Source organism: Streptomyces sp. NPDC014894 (assembly GCF_043080985.1).
In the GTDB taxonomy this organism is placed as follows: Bacteria; Actinomycetota; Actinomycetes; order Streptomycetales; family Streptomycetaceae; genus Streptomyces.
Window position 1 is genome coordinate 97,488 of sequence record NZ_JBIBWD010000018.1, and the last position, 24,488, is coordinate 121,975.

Below are 24,488 nucleotides of genomic sequence, written 5' to 3' on the forward strand. Positions count from 1 at the left end.
TCCGCCCGCGGAGGGTCCCGCGCCCGCGGTCATGCCTCCTCCGCGCCGGCCGGCGCCTTCTGGTACCCGGCCGCCTGAAGGGCGAACATCTGGGCGTACTCGCCCTGTCGCTCCATGAGCTGCCGGTGTGAGCCGGACTCGATGATCTTCCCGCCGTCGAAGACGACGATCTTGTCGCACTCCACGACGGACGCCAGCCGGTGCGAGATGAGGACGGTGATCTGACCGGGCCGGCGGCCGCCCCGGAGGACGGCTTGGTAGACGGCGTGCTCGGCGCGTGGGTCCATGCTGGCGGTCGGCTCGTCGAGGAGGAGGACGGGCGCGCCCTTGTAGAGCCCGCGGGCGACCGCGATCTTGGCCCACTGTCCGGCGGAGAGTTCCTGCCCGCCCGCGAACCGCTTGGACAGCAGGGCCCGCCAGGTCGCGGGGAGACCGGCGATGACGGTGTCGGCGCCGGAGGCCACGGCTGCCGCGTGCGCTTCCTCGGGAACGGACTCGGTCAGTGACCCCCGCGAGACGGTGATGTTCGCCAGCGCGGTGAAGGGATAGTGCACCGGATCCTGCAACACCACGGCGACGCGCCGCTGGAGCGAGACCGGGTCGAGGGTCCGTGCGTCGGCGCCGTTCCAGGACACGGCTCCGGCGGACGGGTCGTACAGGCCGGCGATCAGCTTGGAACAGGTGGACTTGCCGCTGCCGTTGACGCCGACGAACGCCACGGTCTCCCCGGCCCTGAGCGTGAGGCTGACGCCGTCGAGCGCGGGGACGGACTTGTCCGGGTAGGTGAAGGAGACGTTGTCGAGGCGGATCTCCCGTACGGTCCCCGGGGCCGGTGCGCCGCCCGTGCGGGGGAGCAGACCGCGGCAGCGGGCCTGCACCGCGAGCAGATCCGACACCCACAGGGCCTGCTCGTACACCAGGTGCGCCGTGTTCACGAAGACGGTGAGCGAACGGTGGCTGGACTGGATGGCCAGCACGGCGCCGGCGCCGACGGCGAGGGGGATCCAGCCGCCGATCAGCATCGCGCACAGCGCCGCGTAGGTGACGCCGGTGCCCACGCCGCCGACCATGCGCCCGGCGAGATGGATCCGGGCCGCGCGGACGCCGAGCCGGGTGTCCTCGGCGGCGATCTTCTCCGTGAGCCGCCGGTGCTCCGCGAGCAGGGCGCCCTGGGTGGTGTTGGAACGGATCTCGGCCGCCGAGTCCTGGTCGAGCAGGATCCAGCTGAAGGTCCGCACCCGCCGCTGGAGGGCGTTCCACCGCATGTACGAGTGGAAGCGCTCCTTCGCCGCGCGGACGGCGGCTGCGCCGACCGGCAGCACGGACAGCGGCAGCATGAGGATCAGCAGCGGGTGGAGCACGGTGAGGACGGCCGCGGTGGCGACGAGGTCGAGGAGGGCGGCGGCCAGGGCGACGATCTGGCCGACGACCTGCCGCGCGAAGTACAGGCCCCGGTCGGAGGCCCGGTGGATGTCGTCGTGCCAGTTCGCGTCGTCGACCGCTTCGAGCCGTACGTGCGCGACCAGCCGGTAGAACTCCACTTCCAACGAGGTGCGGATCTTTGGGGTGAGGCGGGCCTCGGCGGTGGCCACCGCGGTCTCCAGCGCGGCCCGCAGCGACAGAAGCACCACCACCAGGGCCAGCTCGGGCAGCGCGGAGCGGATCTTGTCGGGTGTCGGCCCGGACGCGAACAGCGTGTGGAGGACGGCGACCGAGGCGACCAGCCCGAAGGCGTTCATCGCCGCCGACAGCAACTGGAGCACGGCGACCGCGACGGTGCCCCGGCGGTCCGCCCGCCAGGCCAGCGCCCCGACCTGCCGCACGATCCGGGGGAGCTGGACGAGGATCTCCCACACGCCGGCCTTCGCCGACGCCCCGTCGTGCACCGCCCAGTACGCGGTCTCCATCCCGTCGGTGATGTCGTCGCCGTCGGCGGGCCCGGCGGGCACCCGCGCCGGGGGAAGGCCCAGCCCGGACACCGCCCGGGGCGGCGGGACGTGCCCCCCGGCCGTCCGGCCGAACCCGTTCTGACCCCCGTTCTGAGCCCCGCTCCGCGCGTCGGTCATCCGCGCCTCCCCGGCGCGGGCTGCGGGCGCGGTGCTCCCCGGCGTCCTTGGACGGGCGGAGCCGCGGTGCGGGTCGTCGACGTCATCGGCGTTCTCCTTGATCTGTTCACGCGCCGAGGGGCGCGGGAGGGTCATCAGCCACTGGCCGGGTGGGGCGTCTCGGCTGTCGGTGACGCGGTATCGCCGCGGTATTCGGGACAACGATCCGGACCGCTCGTTCGAACACACGTCTTTCGGCCGGGCCGGGAACCGCATGAACAAGCGAATCTCCGAGGCTGTAGCGGCCACCGACCCGTACCGGGCCCGGGGCGGTGCCGGGGCCCGCGGTGGCCGAATCGCCGACGGCGATAGCCATGTGACGGATGGGATTTCCCGCCTGCCCGCCTGCCCGCCTGCCCGCCTGCCCGCGCCTACCGCCTGCCGCCCACCGCCCGGGGGCAGACTGACGGCATGAATCGCGACGATCCGCCGACCGTGACGACCTGTCCGACCGCGCCGACGGTCGACCACCGCCACGACACCCTCTGCCGACCGACGACCGGGAGCCCCCTGTGGACCGAGCAGCCCCCCCGCCGGCCCCGCGACCTCGCCGGAGCCCGGCCGTTCTCCGCTCGTCCGGCTGCTGGACCTCCGGCCCCACCCCGAGGGCGGCTGGTATCGCGAGACCTGGCGGACCGGACCCCACACCCGGCTCCGGCCCCCCGGCTACAGCGGCCTCCGTACCGCCGCGAGCGGGATCTACTACTGCCTGGAGCCCGGTGAGGAGTCGCGCTGGCACAGGGTCCTCTCGGACGAGCTGTGGCTCTGGCACCGCGGCGGCCCGCTGACGCTCCGGCTCGCCGGTGACGGGCCCGCCCCCGATCCCGGCCGGGAGACCACGGTGACCCTGGGACCGGAGATCGAGGCGGGACACCATCCGCAGTACTTGGTGCCCTCCGGTCACTGGCAGGCCGCCCGGCCCCGGTCGGGAGAAGAGGTCCTGGTCAGCTGTGTGGTGGCACCGGGCTTCGCGTACGAGGATTTCACCCTGGCCCAGGAACCGACGGGTCGCGGAACCCCGGCCGACACGGCCGAGTGACCATGGGAATCGGCGTTTTCGAAGGGAGCGCCGGGCGCACGCGCGTCTTCAGGCCGCTGCGCGCCGGATCGATGCCCTGACCACCGCCCGGACCGGCCCCGAGCCGACGCGGGCTCCCGCCCAGGAGCGTCCGGGGCGAGCCGAGTGCCGCGACCGCCACGGCCCGGGCCGCCGTACATCCGCCGGCCCGTACGACCTGTACGACCTGTACGACCTGTACGACCTGTACGACCGAAAAGTATGCCGAGATCCCCGGCCCGGCCCGTTGCCACCACTGCGGGCCCCGCCGTTGAGTGGGGACATGACCGACCCCCGGTACGCGGCCGCCGACCGGATCGTCCTGCGGATCGCGGCCCTCCCCGTCGGCGCGTTCGGCGTGTTCGACGGGCCGGGCCCGCGGGCCGTCCGGTGCGATCCGGAGGGGCCCGACGAGGAGACGGCGGCGTATGTGACGGCGCTGGCCTCCCACCCGGTGCTGCGCGAGGCGGTCGAGCTGGCCGGCGACTCACTCGCGCTGACGCTGCGCCAGATCGAGCGGGGCCGGGCGCCCCGGCACGGGCGGCTGGTCGCGGCGGCCGCGGCCCTGACGAAGTACGCGCTGCGGATCACCCGTCGCCCGACGCCCTTCGGCACGTTCGCCGGGGTCGCGCTCGCGGAGCTGACGCCCGTACCGTACGCCCGGATCGGCGCGGCGCACCGCAAGTCGGCGCGCCCGGACGCCGGATGGTTCGCCGGAGCCGTCGACGCGTGCGTGGCGGAGGGCGGGCCGGTCGACGACACGGAGGTGGTCGTCAACGATCTGTGCCTGATCCGCGGCGACCGGCTGCATCTGCCGTGGACGGGGTCGGCGGACGGCGCCGCGGCGCGGCGGGAGCGCTCGGTCCGGCTGGGCCCCGCGGTCCGGTTCGTGTACGAGCGCGCGGCGGTCCCCGTGCGGTTCGGCACGCTGGCCGGGGAGCTGGCGGAGCACGGGCCGGCGCCCTCCGCGAGGTGGGCCGATCTGCTGCTGCGCCGTCTCGTCACGGCCCGTTTCCTGCTCACCTCCCTGATGCCCGAGGTGATCGACGCCGCCGCCCTGGACGAGCTGCCGCACCGTACGGTCCCCGGTGCGCGCGCGGCGCCGGGCGGGGCGCGGGAGGCGCTGGACGCCTACGCCCGTACGCCGCCCGGCGAGGGGCTCGGGGAACTGCGGCGGGCGAAGGCCGTGCTGCGCGGGGTCCGCGAGTCGGTGCCGCCGCCGCTCCAGACCGACCTGCGGGCGGACGCCGAGGTGGGCCTCCCGCCCGCCGTCGGCCGTGAACTGGAGCACCTCGCGGCCTCCTTGTGGCGCATGTCGCCGCACCGCGGCATCCTGCCGCATCTCGACGCCTATGCCGAGTCCTTCGCCGAGCGGTACGGCGACGGGTCCGCGGTCCCCCTGCCCGAACTGACCGATCCGCACCGGGGCCTGGGGCTGCCGGACGCCGCCGCGCACCGCCGCCCCCGGCCGGAGGAGGAGCCCCGGCGGGCGGCGACACTGGCCCGGCTGGTGCACGACGCGCTGCGCGGCGGCGGGGACGCCCTGCTCGACGAGGAGACGCTGCGGCGGCTGGAGGTGACGCACGACGGCGAACCGGGCCCCGCGTCGCTCGAACTGTTCGCCCAGGTCCTCGCCCCGAGCCTGCCGGCGCTGGAGGCGGGCGACTTCACGCTGCTGCTGTCGCCGTCCGGCGGCTCGGAGAGCGCGGGCGCGTCGGCGGGTCGATTCGCCGGCCTCCTCGGGACCCGGGAGGTCGCGGACCTGCTGGCGGAGCCCGTGCCGCCCGGGGCGGTCCGCGCCCAGGTGATGTTCGAACCGGCCGGCGCCCGGCACCGCAACATCAGCCAGGTCCCCCGGCTGCTGGACCACGTCCTGCCCGTCGGGATCTTCGCCGACCGGTCGGCGCCCGGCACACTGGACTGGCGGCGGCTCGCCGTCGTCGCCGACCGGGGCCGGCTGCGGCTGGTGGAACCGGAGCGCGGACGGGAGATCGTCGTACGCAAACCGCATCTGCTGGGCGCGAGCGCGCTGCCGCCGCTGGTGCGGTTCCTTCTGGAGCTGTCGACGGCGCGCCAGTCGACCTGGTCGCCGTGGCGCTGGGGGGCGATGGACGCCCACCCGTTCCTGCCCCGCGTACGGCACGGGCGCGTGGTGGTCGCCCCGGCCCGGTGGCGGCCGTCGCCGGACATGCTCGGCACGGACGGTCCGACGGCGCGGTGGCGCGCGGCCTTCGAGGAGTGGCGCTCGTCGCTGGGCGTGGCCCGGCACGTGCTCGCGGCGGCCGGGGACCGGGTCTGCGCGCTCGACCTGGACGAGCCGCTGCACCGCGAGGTGCTCCGGCAGGAGCTGCGCGACGGCGGCGTTCGCGATGGCGTCGTTCGCGACGGCGGCGTCGAGGTGTACGAGGATCTGGCGGCCGGCCCCGGGGCCTTCGGCTGGCTCGGCGGACGCGCTCACGAGATCGCGGTGTCGCTGACCCGTCTGCCGGACCCCGCGCCGCCCCGGCCCGGGCCCGGCGGAGAGCCCTCGGATCGGCTCGTCCGAGCGCCGTCGCCCCGGCCCGCCGAACCGCCCCCGGTCCCGCCCGCCCGGGCGCAGCCCGCCGAACTCCCCCCGGCCCCGCCCCTCCCCGTCCACAGCCCCGGCGGCGAATGGCTCTGCCTCAAGCTGTACGCGGCCGCCCCGGAGCACGACCGGCTGCTGGCCGGACCGCTGGGCCGTCTCCTGGAGTCGGCGCGGGAGTCGGGGCACACCGACCGCTGGTTCTTCACCCGTTACCGGGACCCGGCCCCGCATCTGCGGCTGCGGCTGCACGGCGATCCCGCCGTGCTGCTGCGCGAGGTGCTGCCCGCGCTGCACACCGGCCTGACGCGGCTGAGGGATTCGGGGCTGGCGGGGGACTGGGTGCTGGACGGCTACCGCCCGGAGCGGCGGCGCTACGGCGGCCCGGCGGCGCTGGCGCTCGCGGAGGAGGTCTTCGCCCTCGACAGCCGGGCCGCGCTCGGCCTGATCCCGGTGTGCGCGGCGGCCGGCCCGGAACTGCCGTCGGAGATCGTGGCGGCGGCGCAGCACGGCGTTCTGCTCGACGCGCTGGGCGCCTGGCCGTGGTGGGAGTGGGTGGACCGCCACTACCCCAACACCGAGGAGGGCCGCCGCTTCTACCGCCGCCACCGCGCGGCGGCGCTCACCCGGATCGTCCCGGGCCGCTGCCTGCGGGCGTTCGCCGGGCTGCCGGGAGCCGGGGCGGCGGCGGAGCTGTGGGCAAGGAGCGCCGCGCCGCGCCGCTTCGGGGAGGCCGTGATCGGCGGGCGGCCCGGGGAGCGGGCCGCGACGGCCGTCGACGGGCTGCTGCACATGCAGCACAACCGGCTGATCGGCACGGACCGCGCGCACGAGACCCGTACGCTCGCGGTGCTGCGGGGCGTCGCGCGCGACCACCTCGGCCGCTCGCGGCACGGGAGCGCCGCCTCCGGCTGAGGGGCGGGCGGGCTCCCGGCCGACCGGCGGGCGGGTCAGCGCAGTTGGTGCCGCACCAGCCGGGCGAACGGGCCGCCGGCGTCGGCCGTCAGCATGGCGGGCGGGCCCTGCTGGACCACGCGGCCGGCGTCGAGCACGATGACGCGGTCGGCGTTCATGACGGTGGACAGCCGGTGGGCGATGACGATCCTGGTGGCGCGCTGCTTCAGCGTGCTGTCGGCGACGATCGCCTGGGTCATATTGTCGAGCGCGCTGGTGGCCTCGTCGAAGAACAGCACGCGGGGCCGTCTGATCAGGGCCTGGGCGATGGCCAGCCGCTGCCGCTGCCCGCCCGACAGGGCGCCGCCGTCGCTCAGGAACGTCTGCATGCCCATGGGCATGGCCGCGATGTCCTCGTCGAGTCCGGCGAGCCGGGCGGCCTCCCACGCCTCGTCGAGGCTGTGCCCGCGTTCGGCGGTGATGGCCTGGAGGATCGTGCCGTCGAGCGGCCGCGCGTGCTGGGTGACCACGCCGCACTGCCGCCGGACGGCGGCTCCGTCCAGGGCCGCCAGGTCGCGGCCGTCGTAGCGGATCACACCCGAGGAGGGCCGCTCGAAGCCGAGCAGCAGCCGCAGCAGGGTCGACTTTCCGCAGCCGCTGGGGCCCACCACGGCGAGCATCTCCCCCGGGCGTACCCGCAGCGAGACGTCGCGCAGCACCGGCACTCCGGGTTCGTAGCCGAAGGACACGTGCTCGACGGCGATGTCGCCGGTGAGCCGCCCGGGCGGCGCCGCGTCGGCGGCGGCCTCCAGGGGGTGGGCGAGCAGCGGGCGCAGCCGGGTGAACATCGGTACGGCGGCCAGGGCCGCGTTCAGCGCGCCGGCGACCTGTACGGCGCCGGTGACGGTCACGGCGAGGGAGGCGTAGAACGACAGGAACCGGGCCTCGGAGACCCCGGCCCGGGCGGGGCCGGACGCCAGGAAGACGACGGTCGCGCACAGCGGCAGACAGCCGGAGGCCAGCGCGGTCGCCGTGTTCTGGAGGCGTACCGCGCGGCGGGTCGCCCACTGCTGGTCGCGGTGGAGCATCGCCCAGTCCGCGACGACGCGGTCCTCCGCGCCCGCCCCCCGGATCTTGGCGTGCGCGCGCAGCAGGTGGAAGTCCCGGTCGGTCAGGGCGTTGCTGCGGGCGAGCAGTTCCTCCTGGGCCCGGGCCTGGAGCAGGCCGAGGCGGCCGAGGACGGCGGCGGCGGCGAGGATCGGGACGGTCGCGATCAGGGCGAGCGGCACGCTGATCCAGTACATGAGGGTCAGGCCGACCACGACGGTGACGGCCGAGTGCAGCAGCAGGGAGGTCAGGCCCGCCAGCGCGGTGCGTCCGGCGAGGACGCCGAGGACGGTGTGGGCGAGTTCCCCGGTGGAGCGGCGGCCGAAGAAGCGCGCGGGCAGCCGCAGGAGCCGGTCCCACAGCGCCGCTTGGGCGGTGGCCTCCAGCCGTCCCTCGATCCGCAGCAGGGCGGCGTTCTGGACCACCCCGAAGACCGCCGACGCCAGGCCGGCCGCGACCAGCGCCAGACAGAGCCGCGTGATGCTCCCGGTGCGCCCGGCGGGCACGTGGGAGCCGAGTACGACGCCGGTGGCCAGCGGTACGAGGAAGGCCAGGGCCACGGCGGCGAGCGCGGCGGCGGTCATCCGGACGGCGTCGGCGCGCGAACCGCGCAGCGCGTGGCGCAGCAGGTCGCGCAGTCGCAGCGGCCCGTCGGGCAGCGGGCGGTGGAAGGTGACAGCGGTCCGCTCCAGGGCGGCGGCGGTCCGCGCCGTGACGCGCGTACTGCCCCCGAGAGGGTCCCGCAGCCGGTAGCCGCCGCGCCGCCGCAGGAGGGCCACGGGGGTTCCGTCGGCCGTGCGGCGGCCCAGCAGCGGGCCGTGGTCGAAGCGCCACCAGGGCCCGGTCAGGGCGATCCGGCGGGCCCTGGCGCCGGTGCGGCGTTCCAGGTCCGCTATGGGATCGCTCGCGTCGCCGGGCCCGGCCGGGGGTCCGGCGGGGCCGAGGGGCAGTCCGAGGGCGACCGCGACGGCTGCGTAGCGGTCGGCGGGTTCCGCGCCGTCCGCGGGGACGGTGGGGAGCGGCCCGGGTGCGGCGGCGGCCCGCAGCGCTTCGGCGGTCCGCCGCCGGGCGTCCCGGTCGGCGCGGCGGGAGGCGGCGGCTTGACGGTCGCGGCGCCGCTCCCGGGCGTCGACGGCCGCCTCGGCTGCGCGCAGGGCGTCGGCGAGGCGCGCGGCGGCGCGGTCGCGTGCGGCGGCGCCGGTGCGGTCCGGTCCGCCCTGCCCGGCACCGGGGGGCGGCGCCGGGCAGGGGGCCGGATCCGGGGGACCGCACGGGCCCGCCGGGTTCGGCGCGGACGCGGCGGCGAAGTCGGCCAGCACGGCCAGGACCGCGTCGACGCCCCGGTCGAGGGCGGCCAGCTCGGGGCCGGTCAGCGGGTCGGCGGGATCCTCGGGGAGGTCGACGGCGCGCACCCTGGCGCCGGCCAGGGGGCGCAGCACGAGGCGGTGGCGGGGTCCGGCGGCGGGAGCGGCCAGGACCGCCCCGGGCCCCAGCCTGCCGAGGTGGTGCCAGGGACCTCCCGCGCCCTCCGGGTCGGCCGCGAAGAGGTCGGCGGATCCGGCGGCGACGAGCCACAGGACGCCGGGGGCGACGAGGGCGAGCGGTCGATGTCCGGCGGGTGAGCCGCGGCGGGCGAGGGCGTCCGCCGGGGAGGGGTCCGGCGGGGCGGTGGCGGTCCACGGTTCCATCTCAGCCCTCCTCGGCCAGCCGGCTGTACAGCCCGTCGGCGGCGAGCAGTTCGCCGTGGGTGCCCCGTTCGCGTACGCGTCCGCCGTCGAAGACGATGATCTCGTCGCTGTCGCGCACGGTGCTCAGCCGGTGGGCGATGACGACGATGGCGCAGCCCCGGCGGCGCAGCCGGTCGGTGATGACGGCCTCGGTCTCGGCGTCCAGGGCGCTGGTGGCCTCGTCCAGGACGAGCAGGCGGGGGTGGCGCACCAGCGCGCGGGCCAGCTCGAGGCGCTGGCGTTCACCGCCGGAGAAGTTGCGGCCGTCCTCGGCCACCCGGCAGCGGAGGCCGCCGGGGCGCGCGAGGACCGCGTCGAGGACGGCGGCGTCCCGCAGGGCGGCCATGACGTCCTCGTCCGGTACGGAGGGGTCCCACAGGGTGATGTTGTCCCGCAGGCTGGCCTCGAAGAGCACGACGTCCTGTTCGACGAAGGCGACGCCCGAGGTCAGGGCCTCGCGCGGCACATCGGCCCGGGGGCGGCCGTCGAGCGTGACCGCGCCGCTCCAGGGCCGGTGCAGGCCCAGCACCAGGCGGGCGACGGTGGACTTGCCGCTGCCGGACGGGCCGACGAGCGCGATCTGGCGGCCGGGCCGCACGGTCAGCGACACCTCGCGCAGCAGCGGGGGCCGGGTCGGGTTGTAGCCGAAGCTGACGCGGTCCAGGACCAGGTGACCGGTGAGTTCGCGGGGCGTGCCGTGCCCCTCGGACGGCGGCTCGGGCTCGGCGGGGACGTCCTCCACGTCCCGGAGGCGGGTGACGAGGACGCCGAAGTCCTGGATGCGGGCGGTGGAGGCGGTCAGCTGGGCCAGCGGGACGCCGAAGCCCGTGACGAAGATCTGGAAGGCGACCAGCGCCCCGACGGTCAGCTGCCCGTGGACCGCCTGCACTCCTCCGACGAGGAGCACCAGCGCTCCGTTGACGGCGGCCACCGTCGGGGCGACCGCCATGAGCAGTGAGCTGACGGCGTCGACGCGCTGGCGGCTCGTCACCACCGTGGCCAGCGCGCTCGTCCAGCGCCGGAAGTTCTCGGCCTCGCCGCCGGTCGCCTTGAGCACCTCGATCAGCTGGAGGCTGTTGACGGTGGTCGTGAAGAGCCTGGTCTCGTCCTCCGCCAGCCGGTTGGCGCCGTCGGCCCGGGCCCGGGCCGCCCGGCGCGCGGCGGCCAGGTTCACCAGGGACAGGGCCACGGTCACGCCGGTGAGCCAGGTGTCGTACGTCGCCAGCAGGGCGAGGTAGACCGCCGCCGTCAGCCCGTTGACGGCGAGGTTGGTGATGTCGGTGGACAGTACGGAGGCCACGGTGTCGTGGGAGGTCATGCGGCGGGTGAGGTCGGCGGTGCCGCGCCGGCCGTGGAAGGCGGCGGGCAGTCGCAGCAGATGCCGCAGGAAGCGCGCCGAGGAACGGGTGGCGACGATGAGACGGACGCGCAGGACGAGCGCCTGGCGCAGCGCGGTCACCGCCACGGTGAGGACCGTGGCGGTGACGAGGGCGAGAAGGAGGGTGCGGGGGAGGTCGCCGTGCGGGAGGGTCAGGTCGATGAATCCCCGGGTGAGCGCGGGCAGCGCGACGCCCGTGAGGGCGGCCAGGACGCCGCAGAGCAGGATGAGCCACATCAGGGGGACCGCGCCGGCGAGTCGTCCCCGCACCCCGGCGAACGGGCCGGGCCGCCTTCCGGCGCGTACGAAGCCGTCGCCGGGGCTCATGGTCAGGGCGAGGCCGGTGAAGTTCTCGTCGAACTCCTCGGCGGAGACCTTGCGGCGGCCGAAGGCGGGGTCGTTGAGGTGGACCAGGCGTCTGCCGAAGCGGTGGCCGAAGCGCTCGACGACGAGGAAGTGGTTGAACTGCCAGTACACGATGGCCGGTGAGCGCAGCGCGGCCAGCCGGTCGGGTTCCAGGCTCCGCCCCTGGGCGTTCATCCCGTAGCTCCGGGCGGCCTTGACCAGGGCGGCGGCGGTCGCGCCGTCCCGGGAGACGCCGCACGCGATCCGCAGCTCCTCCAGGGGCACATGGCGTCCGTAGTGTCCCAGCACGATGGCCAGGCTGGCCGGACCGCACTCCGTGGCCTCCATCTGCTGGACGCGCGGGGTGCGCGTCCGGCGGCGGACGGCCGCCGGCATCTAGGACACCACCAGGCTGAGCGGTCTGACCGGCGGCAGCCGGACGGCGGCGGTGACGTGGGTGCGGGTGTCGATCCGGTAGGGCGGCCCCTGGGGCGTGGACCAGCGGTAGCCGCTGGCCGTGCCGGCGGGCACGAGGCGCACGGTGACCCGGATCGGCTCGCCCCGTGAGGTGAGGTCGGCGGCGAGTTCGGGGTCGGCCAGGAAGGCCGTGAGCCGGCCGCGGCTCTGGGGGCGGGTCCCGACCGTCCGCACCACGCCGCGCACGGTGCCGTACTCCCGATCGGGGACCGATCGCACCGCGAGGTCGACGCGCTGGCCGGGCCGGACGCGGACGGCGTCGGCGGGCGGCAGATAGAGGGAGGCTTCGAGCGGGGAGTCGGCCGGACCCGGTTCGACGACGGCCAGAACGTCGCGGGCGGTCACCTCCTGGCCGACCACGGCCAGGAGGGAGGCCATCCGGCCGGCCGAGACCGCCCGTACCGCGTGCCGTCCTTCGGCGTCCGCGACGGTGAACAGCACCGCGCCCGGCCCGAACGCGGCGCCCTCGGGCACGGGCGCGCGGACGACCCGGCCGGTCACCGGGCTGTGCGAGGTCACGCTGCCGGCCGCCCGGGTCAGGACCCCGGACGCGTGCACGGTCTGCGGCAGCGATCCGGCGAAGGCCCACACGGAGCCGCCCGCCACGAGCACGGTGACCAGCACGAGCAGCAGCAGAGTACGGGTGCCCGCGAGCACCACCGGGACGTCCGGCTCATCGGCCCGGGCGAGTCGGGCCAGGGCGCGGCGGCGGAACTCCATACGCGTGCTCACCTTTCGCTTGCCCGGCGCCCGGCCCGGCGGCGAGCCGGAGAGAACCGGCCGCCGCCGGGCCGGGCGCCTCAAGGGATCAGTTGTTCAGCAGGCGCGGGATCGGCAGGGAGGCGCCGGAGACGTCCTCCAGCTCCTCCTCGGTGATGATGATCTCGGTCGACGCGAGTTCGGCGTCCACGTCCTGGGCGATGTCAGCGTCGTTCACAGCCATGGCCATTTCCTTTCTCGAAACCGAATGTCCTGGTCGGACGGCTCAAGGTAGGAACGGGCCTGATCGCGGGTCAACGGATTCCGGGAGATGTGACGGTAGTTCCCTCGGTGACGCCCGGCGTCCCGGTCGGGGCCGGTGTCCGGGCCGGGGCCGGTGTTCCGGTCGGAACCCGGTGTCCTGGTCCGGGCCGGTGTCCCGGTCAGGGCCGGCGAGCGTCCGGCCGGCGGACGACTCCCGCGCGGTGGAGGGTGCGGACGAACGCCACGGCCGCCTCCTCCCCGACGCCGTGCAGGTCGCGGGCGCACCAGGGGGAGCGGTCGTCCCGGCGCCACAGGTCCTCCAGGAACCGGGCCGCGGGACCGTGAAGCGTCAGGGACCGGTCGGCGAGGTCGAGCCGCAGCCTCCCGTCGTCGCACCGGACCACGTCGAACAGACCCTCGGGCGCCAGGACGACGAGGGCGCCGGCGTCGAGGGCGGGGCCGAGGGCGGCGGCGACGGGAGCGACGGACGGTTCGGGATAGCCGGACCGCACCGACCGGGCGACGCCCTCGGCGAAGGCGGCGGAGTCCACCCGGGCCAGCGCCTCGGCCAAGTCCCGCCGCACCTCGTCGGTCACCGCGGCCAGCCGGCCGGTGTCGCGGCCCAGGCCCCAGGGCAGCTCGCCCCGGAGTTCGGCGAACTCGCCCTTGAGGCTGCCCAGATGGCGTACGAGCTGCTCGGCGAGCCAGTGCCGGGTCAGCATCGGCACGAATCCGATGGTGACATGGGCCGAGGGCTGGTCGGTGGCCGTGCCGCTGTGCAGCCAGCCGCGCGGGATCCACAGCACGTCGCCGGGGTACAGGGTCGCCTCCAGCGCGGCGGGTTCGCGCGCGAACCGCTCCAACTGCGCCGCGGTGGGGGCGTTGTCGCGGGTGGTCTCGTGCGGCAGCGGGTCCGGGAAGGGCTGCTCACGCACCCGCCAGGTCTTGCTGCCGACGGTCTGGACCAGCAGATTGCCGCGTTCGTCGTAGTGGTACGGGAAGCCGGTGGTGCCGGGCGGGGTCAGGAACCCGGTGGCGGTGGCGGCCGTGCCGGCGTCGTGGGCGAGGGCGCGGCAGAAGTCGGCGACGGGCCGCCAGTACCGGTGGAGATTGTCCAGCACCAGGGTGGCGCCCCGGTCGAGCAGCCCGGTCACCGCGCCGGGACGCACCTGTCCGGCGAAGGACGGCTCCAGGGAGCGTTCGCCCCAGGTGTAGTCGGCGGCCGGGACCTCCCGGCCGCCCAGCACGACGCGGACGTTCGCCGCCGACACCCCGTCGCGCAGCAGGTCGTCGACGCCGTCGAGGCCGAACAGCCCGGTCAGTTCGCCGGCGGGCATCGACCACACCCGCGGGGCGGCGGGCGGGGCCGACAGGAACTTCTCGGGTGACGGCACGAGCTTCGCGAGTGCTCGGTAGCGCATGGTGCGGCCTCTCCGTTCCGGCGGGGGTCTCCGGGCGCGGCCTGCGCGCCCGGGGACGAGTGGAACAAGGAGGCGGAGGGCGGGCAAGACACGGCGGGGAAGACTGTGGTCCGCGTCTCGGGCGCGCCGGCCCGGCGGTCCGCCGGCGGGCGAGCGGCCGCGACGGGACCGCCGGCAGCGGCCGCGACGGGACCGCCGGCGGCGGGCGCGACGGGTCAGCCGGCGTCGGCGCGGCGCGCCACCCCCAGCCGCAGCAGGGTCCGTACGGCGTCGAGGGCGGCGCCCTCCCCGGCGAGCGGCGCGATGTCGAGGGCGCACCACGGCTGACCGGCGTCGGCGGACCACAGGCCCTCGACATGATCGGCGACGGCTCCGCGCAGTGTGAGGGTGGTGCTGCCCAGGTGCAGTCGCAGCCGGCCGGCGTCGCCGCGCTCGACGGCGGCGAGCGCCTCGGGCACCAGGACGACGCGGGTCGCCGGTCCGGTCGGGTCCGCGGTCGCGGAGACCGCCGGCGTCCCGGCCGGTTCCAGGAAGCTCTTGCGGAGGTCCCGTACCAGGGCGCCCGCCAGACCGTCCGCGTCGACCAGGGGCAGGGCCCCGGCGAACTCCTCGGCGACCTCGGCGACGACGGCGGCCAGCTCGTCGGGGCGGCGCATGACGCCCCAGGGCAGTTCCCGGCGGAATCCGGCGAACTCCGGCCGCCGCTCGTCCAGCCGCTCGGCGAGCTTCCCCGCCAGCCAGTAGCGGGTGAGCATGGGGACGAAGCCGACGGCGACATGCACGGAGGGCTCCCCGGTCGCGATCCCGCTGTGCAGCCAGCCGCGCGGGATCCACAGCACGTCGCCCGGCCGCAGGGTGGTCTCCAGGGCGGGCGGCCGCCCCGTCAGACGGGCGGATTCGGCCTCGTCGGGCTTGTTGCGCCGAAGGGTCTCGTGCGGCAGCGGGTCGGGGGCCAGGGGCTCGTGCACCCGCCACTCCTTGCTGCCCGAGGTCTGGATGAGCAGATTGCCGCCCTCGTCATGGTGATAGGGGAATCCGGGCTGGTCGGCCGGGGTGAGGAAGCCGGTCGCTGAGGCGGGCAGACCCACCTCGTGACCGAGGCGGCGGCAGAGGTCGCCGACCGGCTCCCAGAAGCGGTGCAGTACGTCGAGGACGATCGTGGAGCCGTCGCGCAACAGCGTGCCGACGGCGGCGGGCCGGACCGTGTCGGCGAACGGCCGCTCGATGGGACGGTCGCCCCAGACGTACTCGGCCGGATCCACGCCCCGGCCGTCGCGCACGGCGCGGAAGGCGGCGGCCGGCACGCCGGCGCGCAGCATCCGGTCGACGCCGGCCTGGTCCAGCAGCGGGCGCAGGGGTTCCGGCGGCATCGACCAGACCTGGGGCCTGGTCGGCGGGTTCGCCACGAAGTCCTCGGGCGACGGGACGATCTGTGACAGGGCGGTGAAACGCACGGCATCCTCCTCGAGTCGGCGGCCCGGACCGGTGACGGCGCCCCGGGCCCCGGGCGGCGGACCCCGCCGGGACGGGCGGCCGGTGCGGAACGCGACGGCCGCGCCCGGGGCGGGAGCGGGCCGTCGCGGGTACAGCCCACAGGCGGCGGCCCGATTCGACAACGGGACCGGGGCACATCCTGTGGTGAAGTTCTCGGGCCGGGGCCGGGGCCGGGGCCGGCCCGGATACGGGCCCGATCGCCGTCGCGTCCCGCTTCCGGCCCGGTCCGGGGAGCCCGGCCGCCTCCGCGTCCCGGCGGCCTCCGCGTCCGGGGCTCCCCGCCGCCGCGCCCCCGGCCGCGGAGCGCGACGCGCGGACCGAGAGATCACCGAAATCCCTGGGGCCGCGCCTTGCCCGGACGACAGGGCCTCTGGTCGACTCGGCGGCGTCCCCCAGTCGCGGAACAGGACCCGGAAGGGCAGGGCCCGGTGCGCTCATGAACGACGATCTGATCGCCAACCCACAGGTGACCCTGGAGGTGTTCCTCTCCGTTCGCAGACGCGGACGGCCGCTGGAACGCGTCAGGCTCAAGTCCCCCGCCGAACTGGCCCTCCTGCCCCCGCTGCTCGCCGGGCAGACGGCGACGCCCGAGGAGAAGCGGCAGGCGGCGGTGGACCTCGGCCTGTTGCTGCCGCCGGACGAGGCCCCCGCCCGGCTGGAGGAGCTGCGGCTGCGCTGCGACGTCGACGAGGACCTGCTCGCGCGGCTCCCCCCGGAGGCCGCCGGGCTGCCCGTGCCGGACGCCGCGCGGCTGCGGGTCAACCCCGGTCTGTACGTCCAGTACGGCCCGGACCTGCCGCCCGCCGTCGCCGCGGACGTGCCCGAGGGCCACGCGGTCGCCTCGGGCCCGGCGGAGTTCGCCGCCGAACGGCCCGTCGTCTGGGTGCGTGACGCCCGTTCGGGCGTCGTGGTGCCCTGGTGGTGCGACGGCACCTGGGGGCCGGACCTGCGGAGGGTCGCCCTGGAGGGCGCTCCCCCCTCGGAACTGGACCCCGAGGCGCGCCGGGCGCTGTGGCTGGCGGGAGTGCTCGTGCCCCGCGCCCTCCCGGAGGCGGCGGACGGGGCCGGGGACGGGGTACTCGTCCTGCGCGCGGTGTTCCCCCCGCTGTTCGCGGCGGCGCTGCGGCGGCACTTTCGCCGCCTGCGCCGGGAGGGCTGCTTCAGCACGGACCGCCGGCAGGTCCGCGACGGCCTGCGGGACGGCGTGTACTGCGACGCCGTCACCCTGTTCGTACAGCGGCAGCTCGCGCGGGCCGTCTCCGCGTGGACCGGCGGGCCGGTGCGGCCCTCGTACACCTGGGCGGTCACCTACCGGCCGGGGGCGGCCCTCGCGCCGCACCGGGACCGCCCGCAGTGCCGGTGGAACGTCTCGCTGTGCGTGGACGACGACCCGGCCGGCGAGGACCCGTGGCCGTTCCGCGTCCGGACCGCCGACCGTCTGCACGACATCGCGCTCGGCATCGGCGACGCGGTCGTCTACAGCGGCACCGACGACGAGCACTGGCGCGATCCGCTGCCCGCCGGCCGTCACGTCACGATGTGCCTGCTGCACTACGTCGCCCCGGACTTCACCGGCCCGCTCGACTGACCGCGCGCCCACCCGACCGACACCCGACGCCCACGAGAGCAGAACAGGAAACCGACGTGCGATACACCGCCCTCCAGCATCTCGTGCCGCGTCCGGGGGAATTCGCCGCCGCGCCGCCGGAGTCGCCCCGGAGCTGGTCGATGCCGGCCGGACCGCTGACCTCGCTCCTGGGCCTGACGGACATAGACGCGATCGTCCGCGCCGGCCTGCCGGCCGACAAGGCCCATGTCGTCCAGGAGGGCCGCGTCGTCGATCCCGCGCGCTACGCGTGGGACCGCAGGGCGGACTCCACCGGCTTCGCCGGACAGGTACGGGCCCCGGCCCTGGCCCGGCTGCTGGACGAGGGGGCGACCCTGGTCGTCCAGTCGTTGCAGCACAACCACCGGCCGGTCGGCGAGTTCTGCGCGCGGCTCGAACACGAGACCGGCCAGACCGTGTTCGCCGAGGCGTTCCTGACGCCGGGCCTCCGGCCCGGTCTGGAGGCGCACCACGACGAGGAGGACGTCTTCATCGTCCAGACGGCCGGCAGCAAGACCTGGAGCCTGCACGAGCCGGTGCTGAGACGCCCGCTGCAGCACGAGACCTATCAGCGGCTGGCCCTGGACGCCTCGGCCAGACGCCGGATCGCCGAGGCGCCGCCGGACCTGGAGGTGACGCTGCGGCCCGGTGACGTGCTGTGGATCCCCCGCGGCTGGCTGCACCGCGGGCAGGCCACGGACACGGCGTCCCTGCATGTGACGATCGGCTTTCCCGTGCTGACCCGCTACTGGCTCGCGCAGCGGATCGCCGAGCGGCTCAGTGTCCGGGACCCGGCCTCCCGGCCGCTGCGCGAGGAACTGCCGTGGAACGCCGCGAAGGACGCGGTACGGCTCGCGGGCCTGGCCCGTGACGTCGCGCGGGAGGTACGGGACGCGGTCGGCGCGCTGGATCCGGCGGAGCTGGCCCGCGACCTGGCCGACCTGGCCCTGGGCGGACGCCGGGAACCGGACGCGACGGCGTCGGTCACGGCCGGACTGCGCGCCCGGGAGGTGGGGCCGGAGACCTCGGTACGGCTCGTCCCCGAGGCCGTGCGCGCCACCACGCCCGTCCCCGGGCGCGGGGTACGGGTGCGGCTGCGGGACCGGTCGGCCGTCGTCCCGGAGCCCGTCGGCTCCTGGCTGCACCGCCGGTGGGAGGCGGGGGACGAGACACCCGTCACCGCCGCCCGGCTCGTTCCCGGACTCACGTCCGCCGCCGCCGTGGACGCCGTGAGACATCTGGTCCGGCTGGGCGTGCTCCGCCCGCTGGACCGGACCGCTCCGTGACCCGCACGGCCGCACAGCCGCCGGCCGCCCGGCGAGACTCCACGACACCCAGAAACCTACCCTCGGGGGACCGTATGAAGGTCAGACCGGAAAGCCGTACCTCCCTCGGACCGCTCTCCTTCGAGCCAGGGTCCGCGATGACCGAGGCGGGGCATGTGCGGGACTTCGCCGCGACATGGGAATGGCTCGAACCCCTGCTTCCCCGTGTGCCCATCACCCGGGTGTACGACGTGGCCCCCATCGACTTCATCGGCGTTCCGGTGTGGTCGGCCGTCACGCCGCTGGCCAGGGACCTGGCTGTGAGCATGGGCAAGGGCGCGACCGTCATCGCCGCGAAACTGAGCGCGGTGATGGAGGCCATCGAGCGCGTGTCGGCCGAGGAACTGCCGCCCGGCCGGATCGTCACCGGGTCCTATCGGGACCTCGCCCCCTCCGGAGCGGTGGACCCGACGGACTTCCACCTTCCGTCCGGGACCGCCTACCGGCCCGACGCGGTGTTCTCCTGGACGGGAGCCTACGATCTGATGGGGAGGAGGCACCGGCTCGTGCCGACCGACCTCGTTCTGAACCCGGCGAGCGAGGGAATGACCTCCCGCATCGAGACGAACGGACTGGCCTCGGGGAACACCTACTCGGAGGCCGTGCTCCACGCGCTGTACGAACTCGTCGAGCGGGACGCCGTATCCGAGGAGGACTTCTACACCGTTCACCACGACCCGGGGTTCTCGCCGCCCCGCCCGCTGCGCCTCGTCGATCCGGCCACCGTTCCGCCCGGGACCGCACGGGACTTCATCGAGAGGCTGGGCGATCAGGGGCTGACCGTACGCGTCCAGGAGATACCGAGCGTCGTCGACGTCCCGGTGTTCGGCGCGATTCTCATGGACAGCGACTTCTTCGGCTCCGAGGGCGAGCTGCGGACCTTCGGCGGATACGGCGCCGATCTCGATCCGTCGCGCGCGCTGCTCCGCGCCGTCACCGAAGCCTGTCAGGCGCACAGCGGTGTCGCCGCCGGCGCTCGCGATGTGTTCGAGAGCGTCCACTCACGGCGGAGACCCGCCGAGCAGAAGCGCCGGTCCGAGCTCTACTACGGCCCCGCGTCGGTGGCGTTCCCCCGGAGAAGGAGCGGCGGCGACGACGTTCTGCGGGACATCGAGGAGATCGTGAACCGGCTGCGCGCCGTGGACATAGCACAATGTCTGGTGACGGAGGTGACGCGCCCGGACCTCGACGTGCCCGTCGTCCGCGTTCTTGTGCCGGGATTCGCCTGTTCCTACGGCGAGACCTCGCGCACTCCGACTCTCCGCATGCTCGGATCGGTCGTCTGAGCGATGAGAACGACTGTCTTCACAGGCCCTTCCCTGTCACCCGGTCAGGCGCGGCGCATGCTGCCCTCGGCGGAGGTCCTCCCCCCGGCGAAGCGCGGAGACGTCTACCGCGCCCGGGAGAAGGGCAGCACCCGCATTCTCGTCGTGGACGGCGCCTTCGCGCATGAGCTTCCCATCACTCCCCGGGAGGTGGTGGACGTGGCCCGGGACGGCGCGCAGATCTTCGGCGCGTCCAGCATGGGGGCCATCCGGGCGGCGGAGTGCCGGCCCGCCGGCGTGCGGGGAGTGGGCGCGGTGTATCGCATGTACCGGATGGGACTTCTGGACTCCGACGACCCGGTCGCGGTCGCGACCGATCCCGACCAGGGCCATGCCGCCGTCAGCGTCGCTCTGATCAACATCCACGCGGCCGTCGGGAGACTCCGCGGCCTGCGCATGATCACGCCGTCCCAGCGGGCCGCGCTCCTCCAGTCCGCCGCCGCGCTCTACTACCCCGACAGGACATGGCGGCTGATCCTGAGACAGGCGGGGGTGAACGACCCGGACGGGGCGCTGCGGCGCGTCTGCGCCGCCGTCGACATCAAGCGCGCCGACGCGCTCAGCGCCGTTCGCCTGCTGGCCTCCCTGCCCGACCCCGCGGAGTCCGACAGCACGTTCCGTGCGCTCGACCGGGGCCCGCGGTACTTCTCGCACGATCCGCTGCTCGGGTACGACCGGCGGCGGCTCGACGACGACCTCCCCCGATTCATCGCCGGCAGCGGCCGCTACCGGAAGTACGTCCGCTGGCTGGTGGCTGATGAACCGGAATTCCACGGCATCGCCGCGAAGGACTGTCCGACGTCCCCGAGGGACCCTCTCGTGGAGAAGGCCCTCGCCCGTGTCTTCCGGAGCCGTCGGGGGATCGCCTGCTCCGTCATGGACAAGGTCGCCTCCTTCGGGCAGTTCGAGACGGAGGTGATGCTGTGGCACGCGGTCCTGCGGCTGAAGGCCGACAGGATCAGCCACGGCGTCGAGGTGTCGCCCGGTCATGAACGGCAGGTCAGGGACGGCGTCGCGCAACGCCACGGGTACCGGACGTGGGAGTCGCTCACCTCGGACCTGAGGGACGGCCGTCTCCCCAGCGGCATCCCCTTCGACTGGGTCGAGGAGGCGTGTGTGAGCCTGGTCCACGCGAGGGCGTAGAGCGCACGTCCCCGCCGTCGCCCGGGGCGGGCGCGGGCCGAGAACGAACAGGGCCGCCCGGCCCGGACCGCGCGAGCGGCCCGGGCCGGGCGGCCCGTCGTCATTCCCCGCTGTCGGCGCCGGTGTCCGTTTCGGCCGCGGCGAAGGCGGTGAGACGGCCGCGCGGGACCGGGACGTGGAGCCCGGCGGCGGTGCGCTCCGCCTGGGCGATCAGCTCCCGCGGCGAGAGGCGCTCCCACAGCAGCCGCAGCAGTTCGGCCATGGTCTCCTCGGTCTGCCGCCGGGCGGCGAACCCGGGCGGCAGCGCGCGCCGGAAGGCGACGTCCTCCTCGAAGACCCTGCGGATCCCGTCCTGGATGGCGGTGGCCCACAGCACCGGCTCGACGGCGATGGTCAGATGCAGGGAGGTGACGTCCTCGGTGGCCGCCGCGTGGATCGTGCCGCGCGGCAGATAGAGCAGGTCGCCGGCGCGCAGAACGATCTGCTCCTCGTACCGGGCGGCCCCCGGCCTGCTCTCCCGGAACATCCGCGCCTCGAAGGGCAGCGGGGTGCGCACGCCGTACAGACGCCAGCGTTTGGCGCCGTGGATCTGCGCGACCAGGACGTCGTGCCGGTCGCAGTGCGGAACGAAGCCCTGCGCGTTGCCGCCGGGGGTGAGATAGGCGTTGGCCCACACCTCGGCGCCCGCCCACTCGCCGAGGGCCTGGGTGAACCGCCGCAGGGGCTCCCAGCGGTGGTCGACGTGCTGCACCTGGAGCGTGGCGCCCGCCTCGAAGGCGTCGTAGAGGGTGTCGAGTCCGGTGCCCGGATCGACGGGGTCCTTGCGACCGGCGTGGACCACCCGGATCTGGTGGAAGTCGGGGCCGGACAGCGCGAGCAGTCTGTCGAAGCCGTCGAGGGTGAGCAGGTCCGCGTAGTGCTCCGGGCGATCGCGCGCGACATGCAGATGCCGCTGCTCGCGGACGTCGCGTTCGAACTCCTCGGCGGTGACCGGTGCGAGCAGTCGTGCCAGGTCGAATTCCTGCGGAGGCATCGCCGTCTACTTCCTCTCCTCGGCGGGGGCGCGGTCGGTGAACGGCTGGAGGTTGACTCTGCGCCGGTGCTCGGGGAACCGGTCGCCGTCATGGGTCTCGCCGCGCAGATAGTGGCGCTGGAACTGCTCCTGATGAGCGCGGGTGCCCGGGACCAGGCGTTCTTCGCTGAACCGGTCGCGGCTGGCGCTGAAGGTGTCGTAGCCCGCCTGCTCGGCGGATCCGGCCAGCGGAGCCGTCTCGGGCCGGAAACGGCTCAGTTCGTCGCGCCGCTGGGGCGCCAGGGCGCACACCGGCTCCCCGGCGCGGAACTCGATGGGGTGGTGCGGCCGGGTGACCTGCCAGTTCATGGTGAAGAAGGCGCTGGTCCAGTCGGTCTCGACAAGTCCCGACAGCGCCGTGATCCCGTCCTTGGGCAGGTTCGCCGGGCCGCGCACGATCAGATTCCATCCCGGCGGGGTGCGGAAGAGATAGGGCAGGTGGAAGGTGAGCACGCCGTGCCCGAAGTTGCTGAACGCCGAGCGGCGGGCGTGCTCGTCGGCGTAGCGCACCCGCAGGGCGGGGGCGTGCCGATTGCCCTCCCACTCGACGGTGAACGTGCTGTTGTTGAGGATCCACCACTCCGACTGGTTGGCCATCATCAGGGGCAGACAGCGACGGGCGAAGCCCTCGTCGGTCGCCGCGATCCACTCGCGGTGGACGGACGCGGGCACCAGCGGCATGTCGGGGCCGCCGTCGACGGTGTAGGCCGTCAGCGACAGGCGGCCACGCCCGTCGGCGGCCGGTGCGGCCGGGCCCGGAACCGGGCCGGGGGTGCGCGGCGGTGTGGTCATCGTTCCCGTCCTGTCGCGGATTCGTGGCCGCCGGGGCCCGCGGCGACGCGGTGGGCCCAGTCGGCGGAGTTGACGGGCTCCCAGCCGCTCGCGTCCGGCGGGCCCCCGGGGGAGGAGCCGTCCTCGGGGCGCGTTCCGAGCAGGAACTCGCCGAGGACGACCTCGCGGATCCCGTCCAGCCCGAGGGCCCCGGCGACCGTGTCCGGCTCGGCGACCCCGCGCAGCGCGCAGGGCGCGAGCCCCATGGCGGTCGCCACCAGATACATCGTCTGGTGCAGAACGCCGAGGTGCTGGAGGGTCAGCGCGTAGGCGATCGCTCCGTAGTTCCACGACAGCCGCCGCACGCGTGAGGTGACGGTGATCAGCAGATCGGGGGCGGCCCGGTGCCATCGGCCGACCCGGCGGATCAGCGCCTCCCCGGTCCGCTCGGGTTGTTCGACGGGGACGAGCGCGTGGCCGAGCGGGTCGTAGTGGTAGGTCCCCGCTGGCAGTCCGTCGCAGCGGCGGACGGTGACGTACAGCTCCAGTTCATGGATGCCGTCCGTGCCGGGATAGGGGCGGGAGGTGCGCTCGAACAGCGGGCGGGCGTCCCAGGCGTAGTACGGCCCGGGGCGTTCGCCGAGGCGGCCGCGGACGCGGGCCGTGCGGTAGAGGAACTCGCCCAGCGCGCGGGCGGTGACGGGCTCGTCCCCGTAGCGCTTCCAGGAACGCCGGGACTCCAGCGCGGCGGTCAGCGACGGGTCGTCGCGCAGCAGGTCCGCCAGCTCGGGCCGGGACAGCGGGACGCGGGTCGAGCCGGGCGGGTACGGGCGCAGCGCGGGCTGGGGCGGCAGCTCGTTGAGGAAGCGCGGCAGGGTGTCGCGGACCGGGGTGCTGCGGCCGGCGAAGAGCAGCTCGTGGAAGTCCCACTGGCGCAGCGCCGGATCGTCCTCCTCCCCGCCGGGGCCGGCGGTCTCCGCGAGGCCGAGACCGGTGAGCAGTCCGGCGAGCCGGGCCATGACGGCGGGGGTCGCGGCCGGGTCGCGGGGCCGGTCGACCAGGCCCGGCAGCTCCTCGGCGGTGCGGGGTTCGGCCAGTCGCAGGACGGCGGCGCGGGCGACGTCGCCGGTGAGCCGCAGCCGAGCCGGTGAGCGGGGCGATTCCAGGACGATGTCGCCGTCGTCGGCGCGCAGCAGGGCGAACCGGGAGAGCCGGACGGGAGTGCCCGCCGCCACCGGGGGCGGCAGGGACAGCGGCAGCGCCCGCAGGGGTTCGACGCGCAGCAGGGCGCCGCCGCCGGGGGCCCGGACGTCGCGCACCAGCAGATGACTGAGGCGTTCGAGCACCCGGGTGAGGTCCGGGTGGCGGGCCGCCCGGCCGGACGCGGGCTCCGCCGCCGCGCGATCGCCGGGCAGCGGCAGGGGAAGAGGCAGGGGCAGGGGATCGCGGGCGAGGCCGCACAGCACGTCGCGGAGCGCGGGCGGCAGGCCGCGCAGCACATAGGACCGCGGTGCGCGGTGGACGACGAGCCGATCGTCGTCGGGGTGGAGGCGCACGTCCGCGGCGAAGGAGACCGCCTGGTCCCCTTCGCCGCCGGCGCCCGGCTCGTTCTGCACTGGTCCGTCCCTTCGTCGTGAGGCGCGCCGGGGCTCCCGCTCGGCGTTGTGCGGAGATCGGCGTCGTGCGGAGAGTGGTGTGGTGCGGAGATCGGCATC

16 protein-coding genes are annotated in these 24,488 nt (G+C 75.2%); 6 read left to right on the forward strand and 10 right to left on the reverse strand.

The window, feature by feature from the left end; all coding sequences use genetic code 11:
- Positions 1–29: 29 nt before the first annotated feature.
- Entirely contained in the window at positions 30–2,066 is a 2,037-nt protein-coding gene (locus tag ACF089_RS31615) for an ATP-binding cassette domain-containing protein (RefSeq protein ID WP_392034157.1), read from the reverse strand.
- Positions 2,067–2,688: 622 nt separating this feature from the next.
- Between ACF089_RS31615 and ACF089_RS31620 the strand changes: the two genes are divergently transcribed.
- Together ACF089_RS31620 and ACF089_RS31625 are read left to right on the forward strand one after the other, a co-directional pair.
- The gene (locus tag ACF089_RS31620; protein WP_392034299.1) at positions 2,689–3,144 is read left to right on the forward strand and encodes a cupin domain-containing protein; all 456 of its coding nucleotides are present in this window, start codon (positions 2,689–2,691) and stop codon (positions 3,142–3,144) included.
- Between the two features lie 301 nt (positions 3,145–3,445).
- Positions 3,446–6,640, forward strand: a complete 3,195-nt coding sequence (locus ACF089_RS31625) for a lantibiotic dehydratase (protein WP_392034160.1) — start codon at positions 3,446–3,448, stop codon at positions 6,638–6,640.
- 35 nt (positions 6,641–6,675) lie between these two features.
- On the opposite strand, the gene ACF089_RS31630 is transcribed toward ACF089_RS31625, so the two are convergent.
- The 6 genes from ACF089_RS31630 to ACF089_RS31655 all read right to left on the reverse strand — a co-directional run bounded on the left by ACF089_RS31630 (position 6,676) and on the right by ACF089_RS31655 (position 15,491).
- Positions 6,676–9,414: an ATP-binding cassette domain-containing protein gene (locus ACF089_RS31630; RefSeq protein ID WP_392034163.1), complete on the reverse strand. Its 2,739-nt coding sequence runs from the start codon at positions 9,412–9,414 to the stop codon at positions 6,676–6,678.
- A 1-nt stretch (position 9,415) separates the two neighbouring features.
- Positions 9,416–11,572: a cysteine peptidase family C39 domain-containing protein gene (locus tag ACF089_RS31635; RefSeq protein ID WP_392034165.1), complete on the reverse strand. Its 2,157-nt coding sequence runs from the start codon at positions 11,570–11,572 to the stop codon at positions 9,416–9,418.
- The gene (locus ACF089_RS31640) at positions 11,573–12,373 is read right to left on the reverse strand and encodes an HlyD family efflux transporter periplasmic adaptor subunit (protein ID WP_392034168.1); all 801 of its coding nucleotides are present in this window, start codon (positions 12,371–12,373) and stop codon (positions 11,573–11,575) included.
- 88 nt (positions 12,374–12,461) lie between these two features.
- Entirely contained in the window at positions 12,462–12,596 is a 135-nt protein-coding gene (locus tag ACF089_RS31645; protein WP_392034171.1) for a hypothetical protein, read from the reverse strand.
- Positions 12,597–12,795: 199 nt separating this feature from the next.
- Positions 12,796–14,037 (reverse strand): JmjC domain-containing protein, encoded by a 1,242-nt coding sequence (locus ACF089_RS31650; RefSeq protein ID WP_392034173.1) that lies wholly within the window; start codon positions 14,035–14,037, stop codon positions 12,796–12,798.
- Positions 14,038–14,252: 215 nt separating this feature from the next.
- Complete coding sequence (locus ACF089_RS31655) at positions 14,253–15,491, reverse strand: JmjC domain-containing protein (RefSeq protein ID WP_392034175.1); 1,239 nt, start codon at positions 15,489–15,491, stop codon at positions 14,253–14,255.
- Positions 15,492–15,967: 476 nt separating this feature from the next.
- On the opposite strand from ACF089_RS31655, the gene ACF089_RS31660 reads away from it, so the two are divergent.
- The 4 genes from ACF089_RS31660 to ACF089_RS31675 all read left to right on the forward strand — a co-directional run bounded on the left by ACF089_RS31660 (position 15,968) and on the right by ACF089_RS31675 (position 20,930).
- Complete coding sequence (locus ACF089_RS31660; protein ID WP_392034178.1) at positions 15,968–17,119, forward strand: hypothetical protein; 1,152 nt, start codon at positions 15,968–15,970, stop codon at positions 17,117–17,119.
- A gap of 56 nt (positions 17,120–17,175) precedes the next feature.
- On the forward strand, positions 17,176–18,423 hold the full coding sequence (locus ACF089_RS31665; RefSeq protein ID WP_392034181.1) for a JmjC domain-containing protein: 1,248 nt from the start codon (positions 17,176–17,178) through the stop codon (positions 18,421–18,423).
- Positions 18,424–18,497: 74 nt separating this feature from the next.
- Positions 18,498–19,748: a YcaO-like family protein gene (locus ACF089_RS31670; RefSeq protein ID WP_392034184.1), complete on the forward strand. Its 1,251-nt coding sequence runs from the start codon at positions 18,498–18,500 to the stop codon at positions 19,746–19,748.
- A 57-nt stretch (positions 19,749–19,805) separates the two neighbouring features.
- Positions 19,806–20,930, forward strand: a complete 1,125-nt coding sequence (locus ACF089_RS31675) for a TfuA-like protein (RefSeq protein WP_392034187.1) — start codon at positions 19,806–19,808, stop codon at positions 20,928–20,930.
- A 100-nt stretch (positions 20,931–21,030) separates the two neighbouring features.
- On the opposite strand, the gene ACF089_RS31680 is transcribed toward ACF089_RS31675, so the two are convergent.
- Genes ACF089_RS31680 through ACF089_RS31690 form a run of 3 tightly spaced genes read right to left on the reverse strand, consistent with a single transcriptional unit; the run spans position 21,031 to position 24,389 of the window.
- Positions 21,031–21,963 carry a JmjC domain-containing protein gene (locus ACF089_RS31680; RefSeq protein WP_392034190.1) on the reverse strand — a complete coding sequence of 311 codons (933 nt, stop codon included), beginning with the start codon at positions 21,961–21,963 and terminating at the stop codon, positions 21,031–21,033.
- 6 nt (positions 21,964–21,969) lie between these two features.
- Positions 21,970–22,794 carry a DUF6065 family protein gene (locus ACF089_RS31685; RefSeq protein ID WP_392034193.1) on the reverse strand — a complete coding sequence of 275 codons (825 nt, stop codon included), beginning with the start codon at positions 22,792–22,794 and terminating at the stop codon, positions 21,970–21,972.
- Positions 22,791–24,389, reverse strand: a complete 1,599-nt coding sequence (locus tag ACF089_RS31690; RefSeq protein ID WP_392034196.1) for a SagB family peptide dehydrogenase — start codon at positions 24,387–24,389, stop codon at positions 22,791–22,793. The genes ACF089_RS31685 and ACF089_RS31690 overlap by 4 nt, the downstream gene beginning before the upstream one ends.
- Positions 24,390–24,488 lie beyond the last annotated feature (99 nt).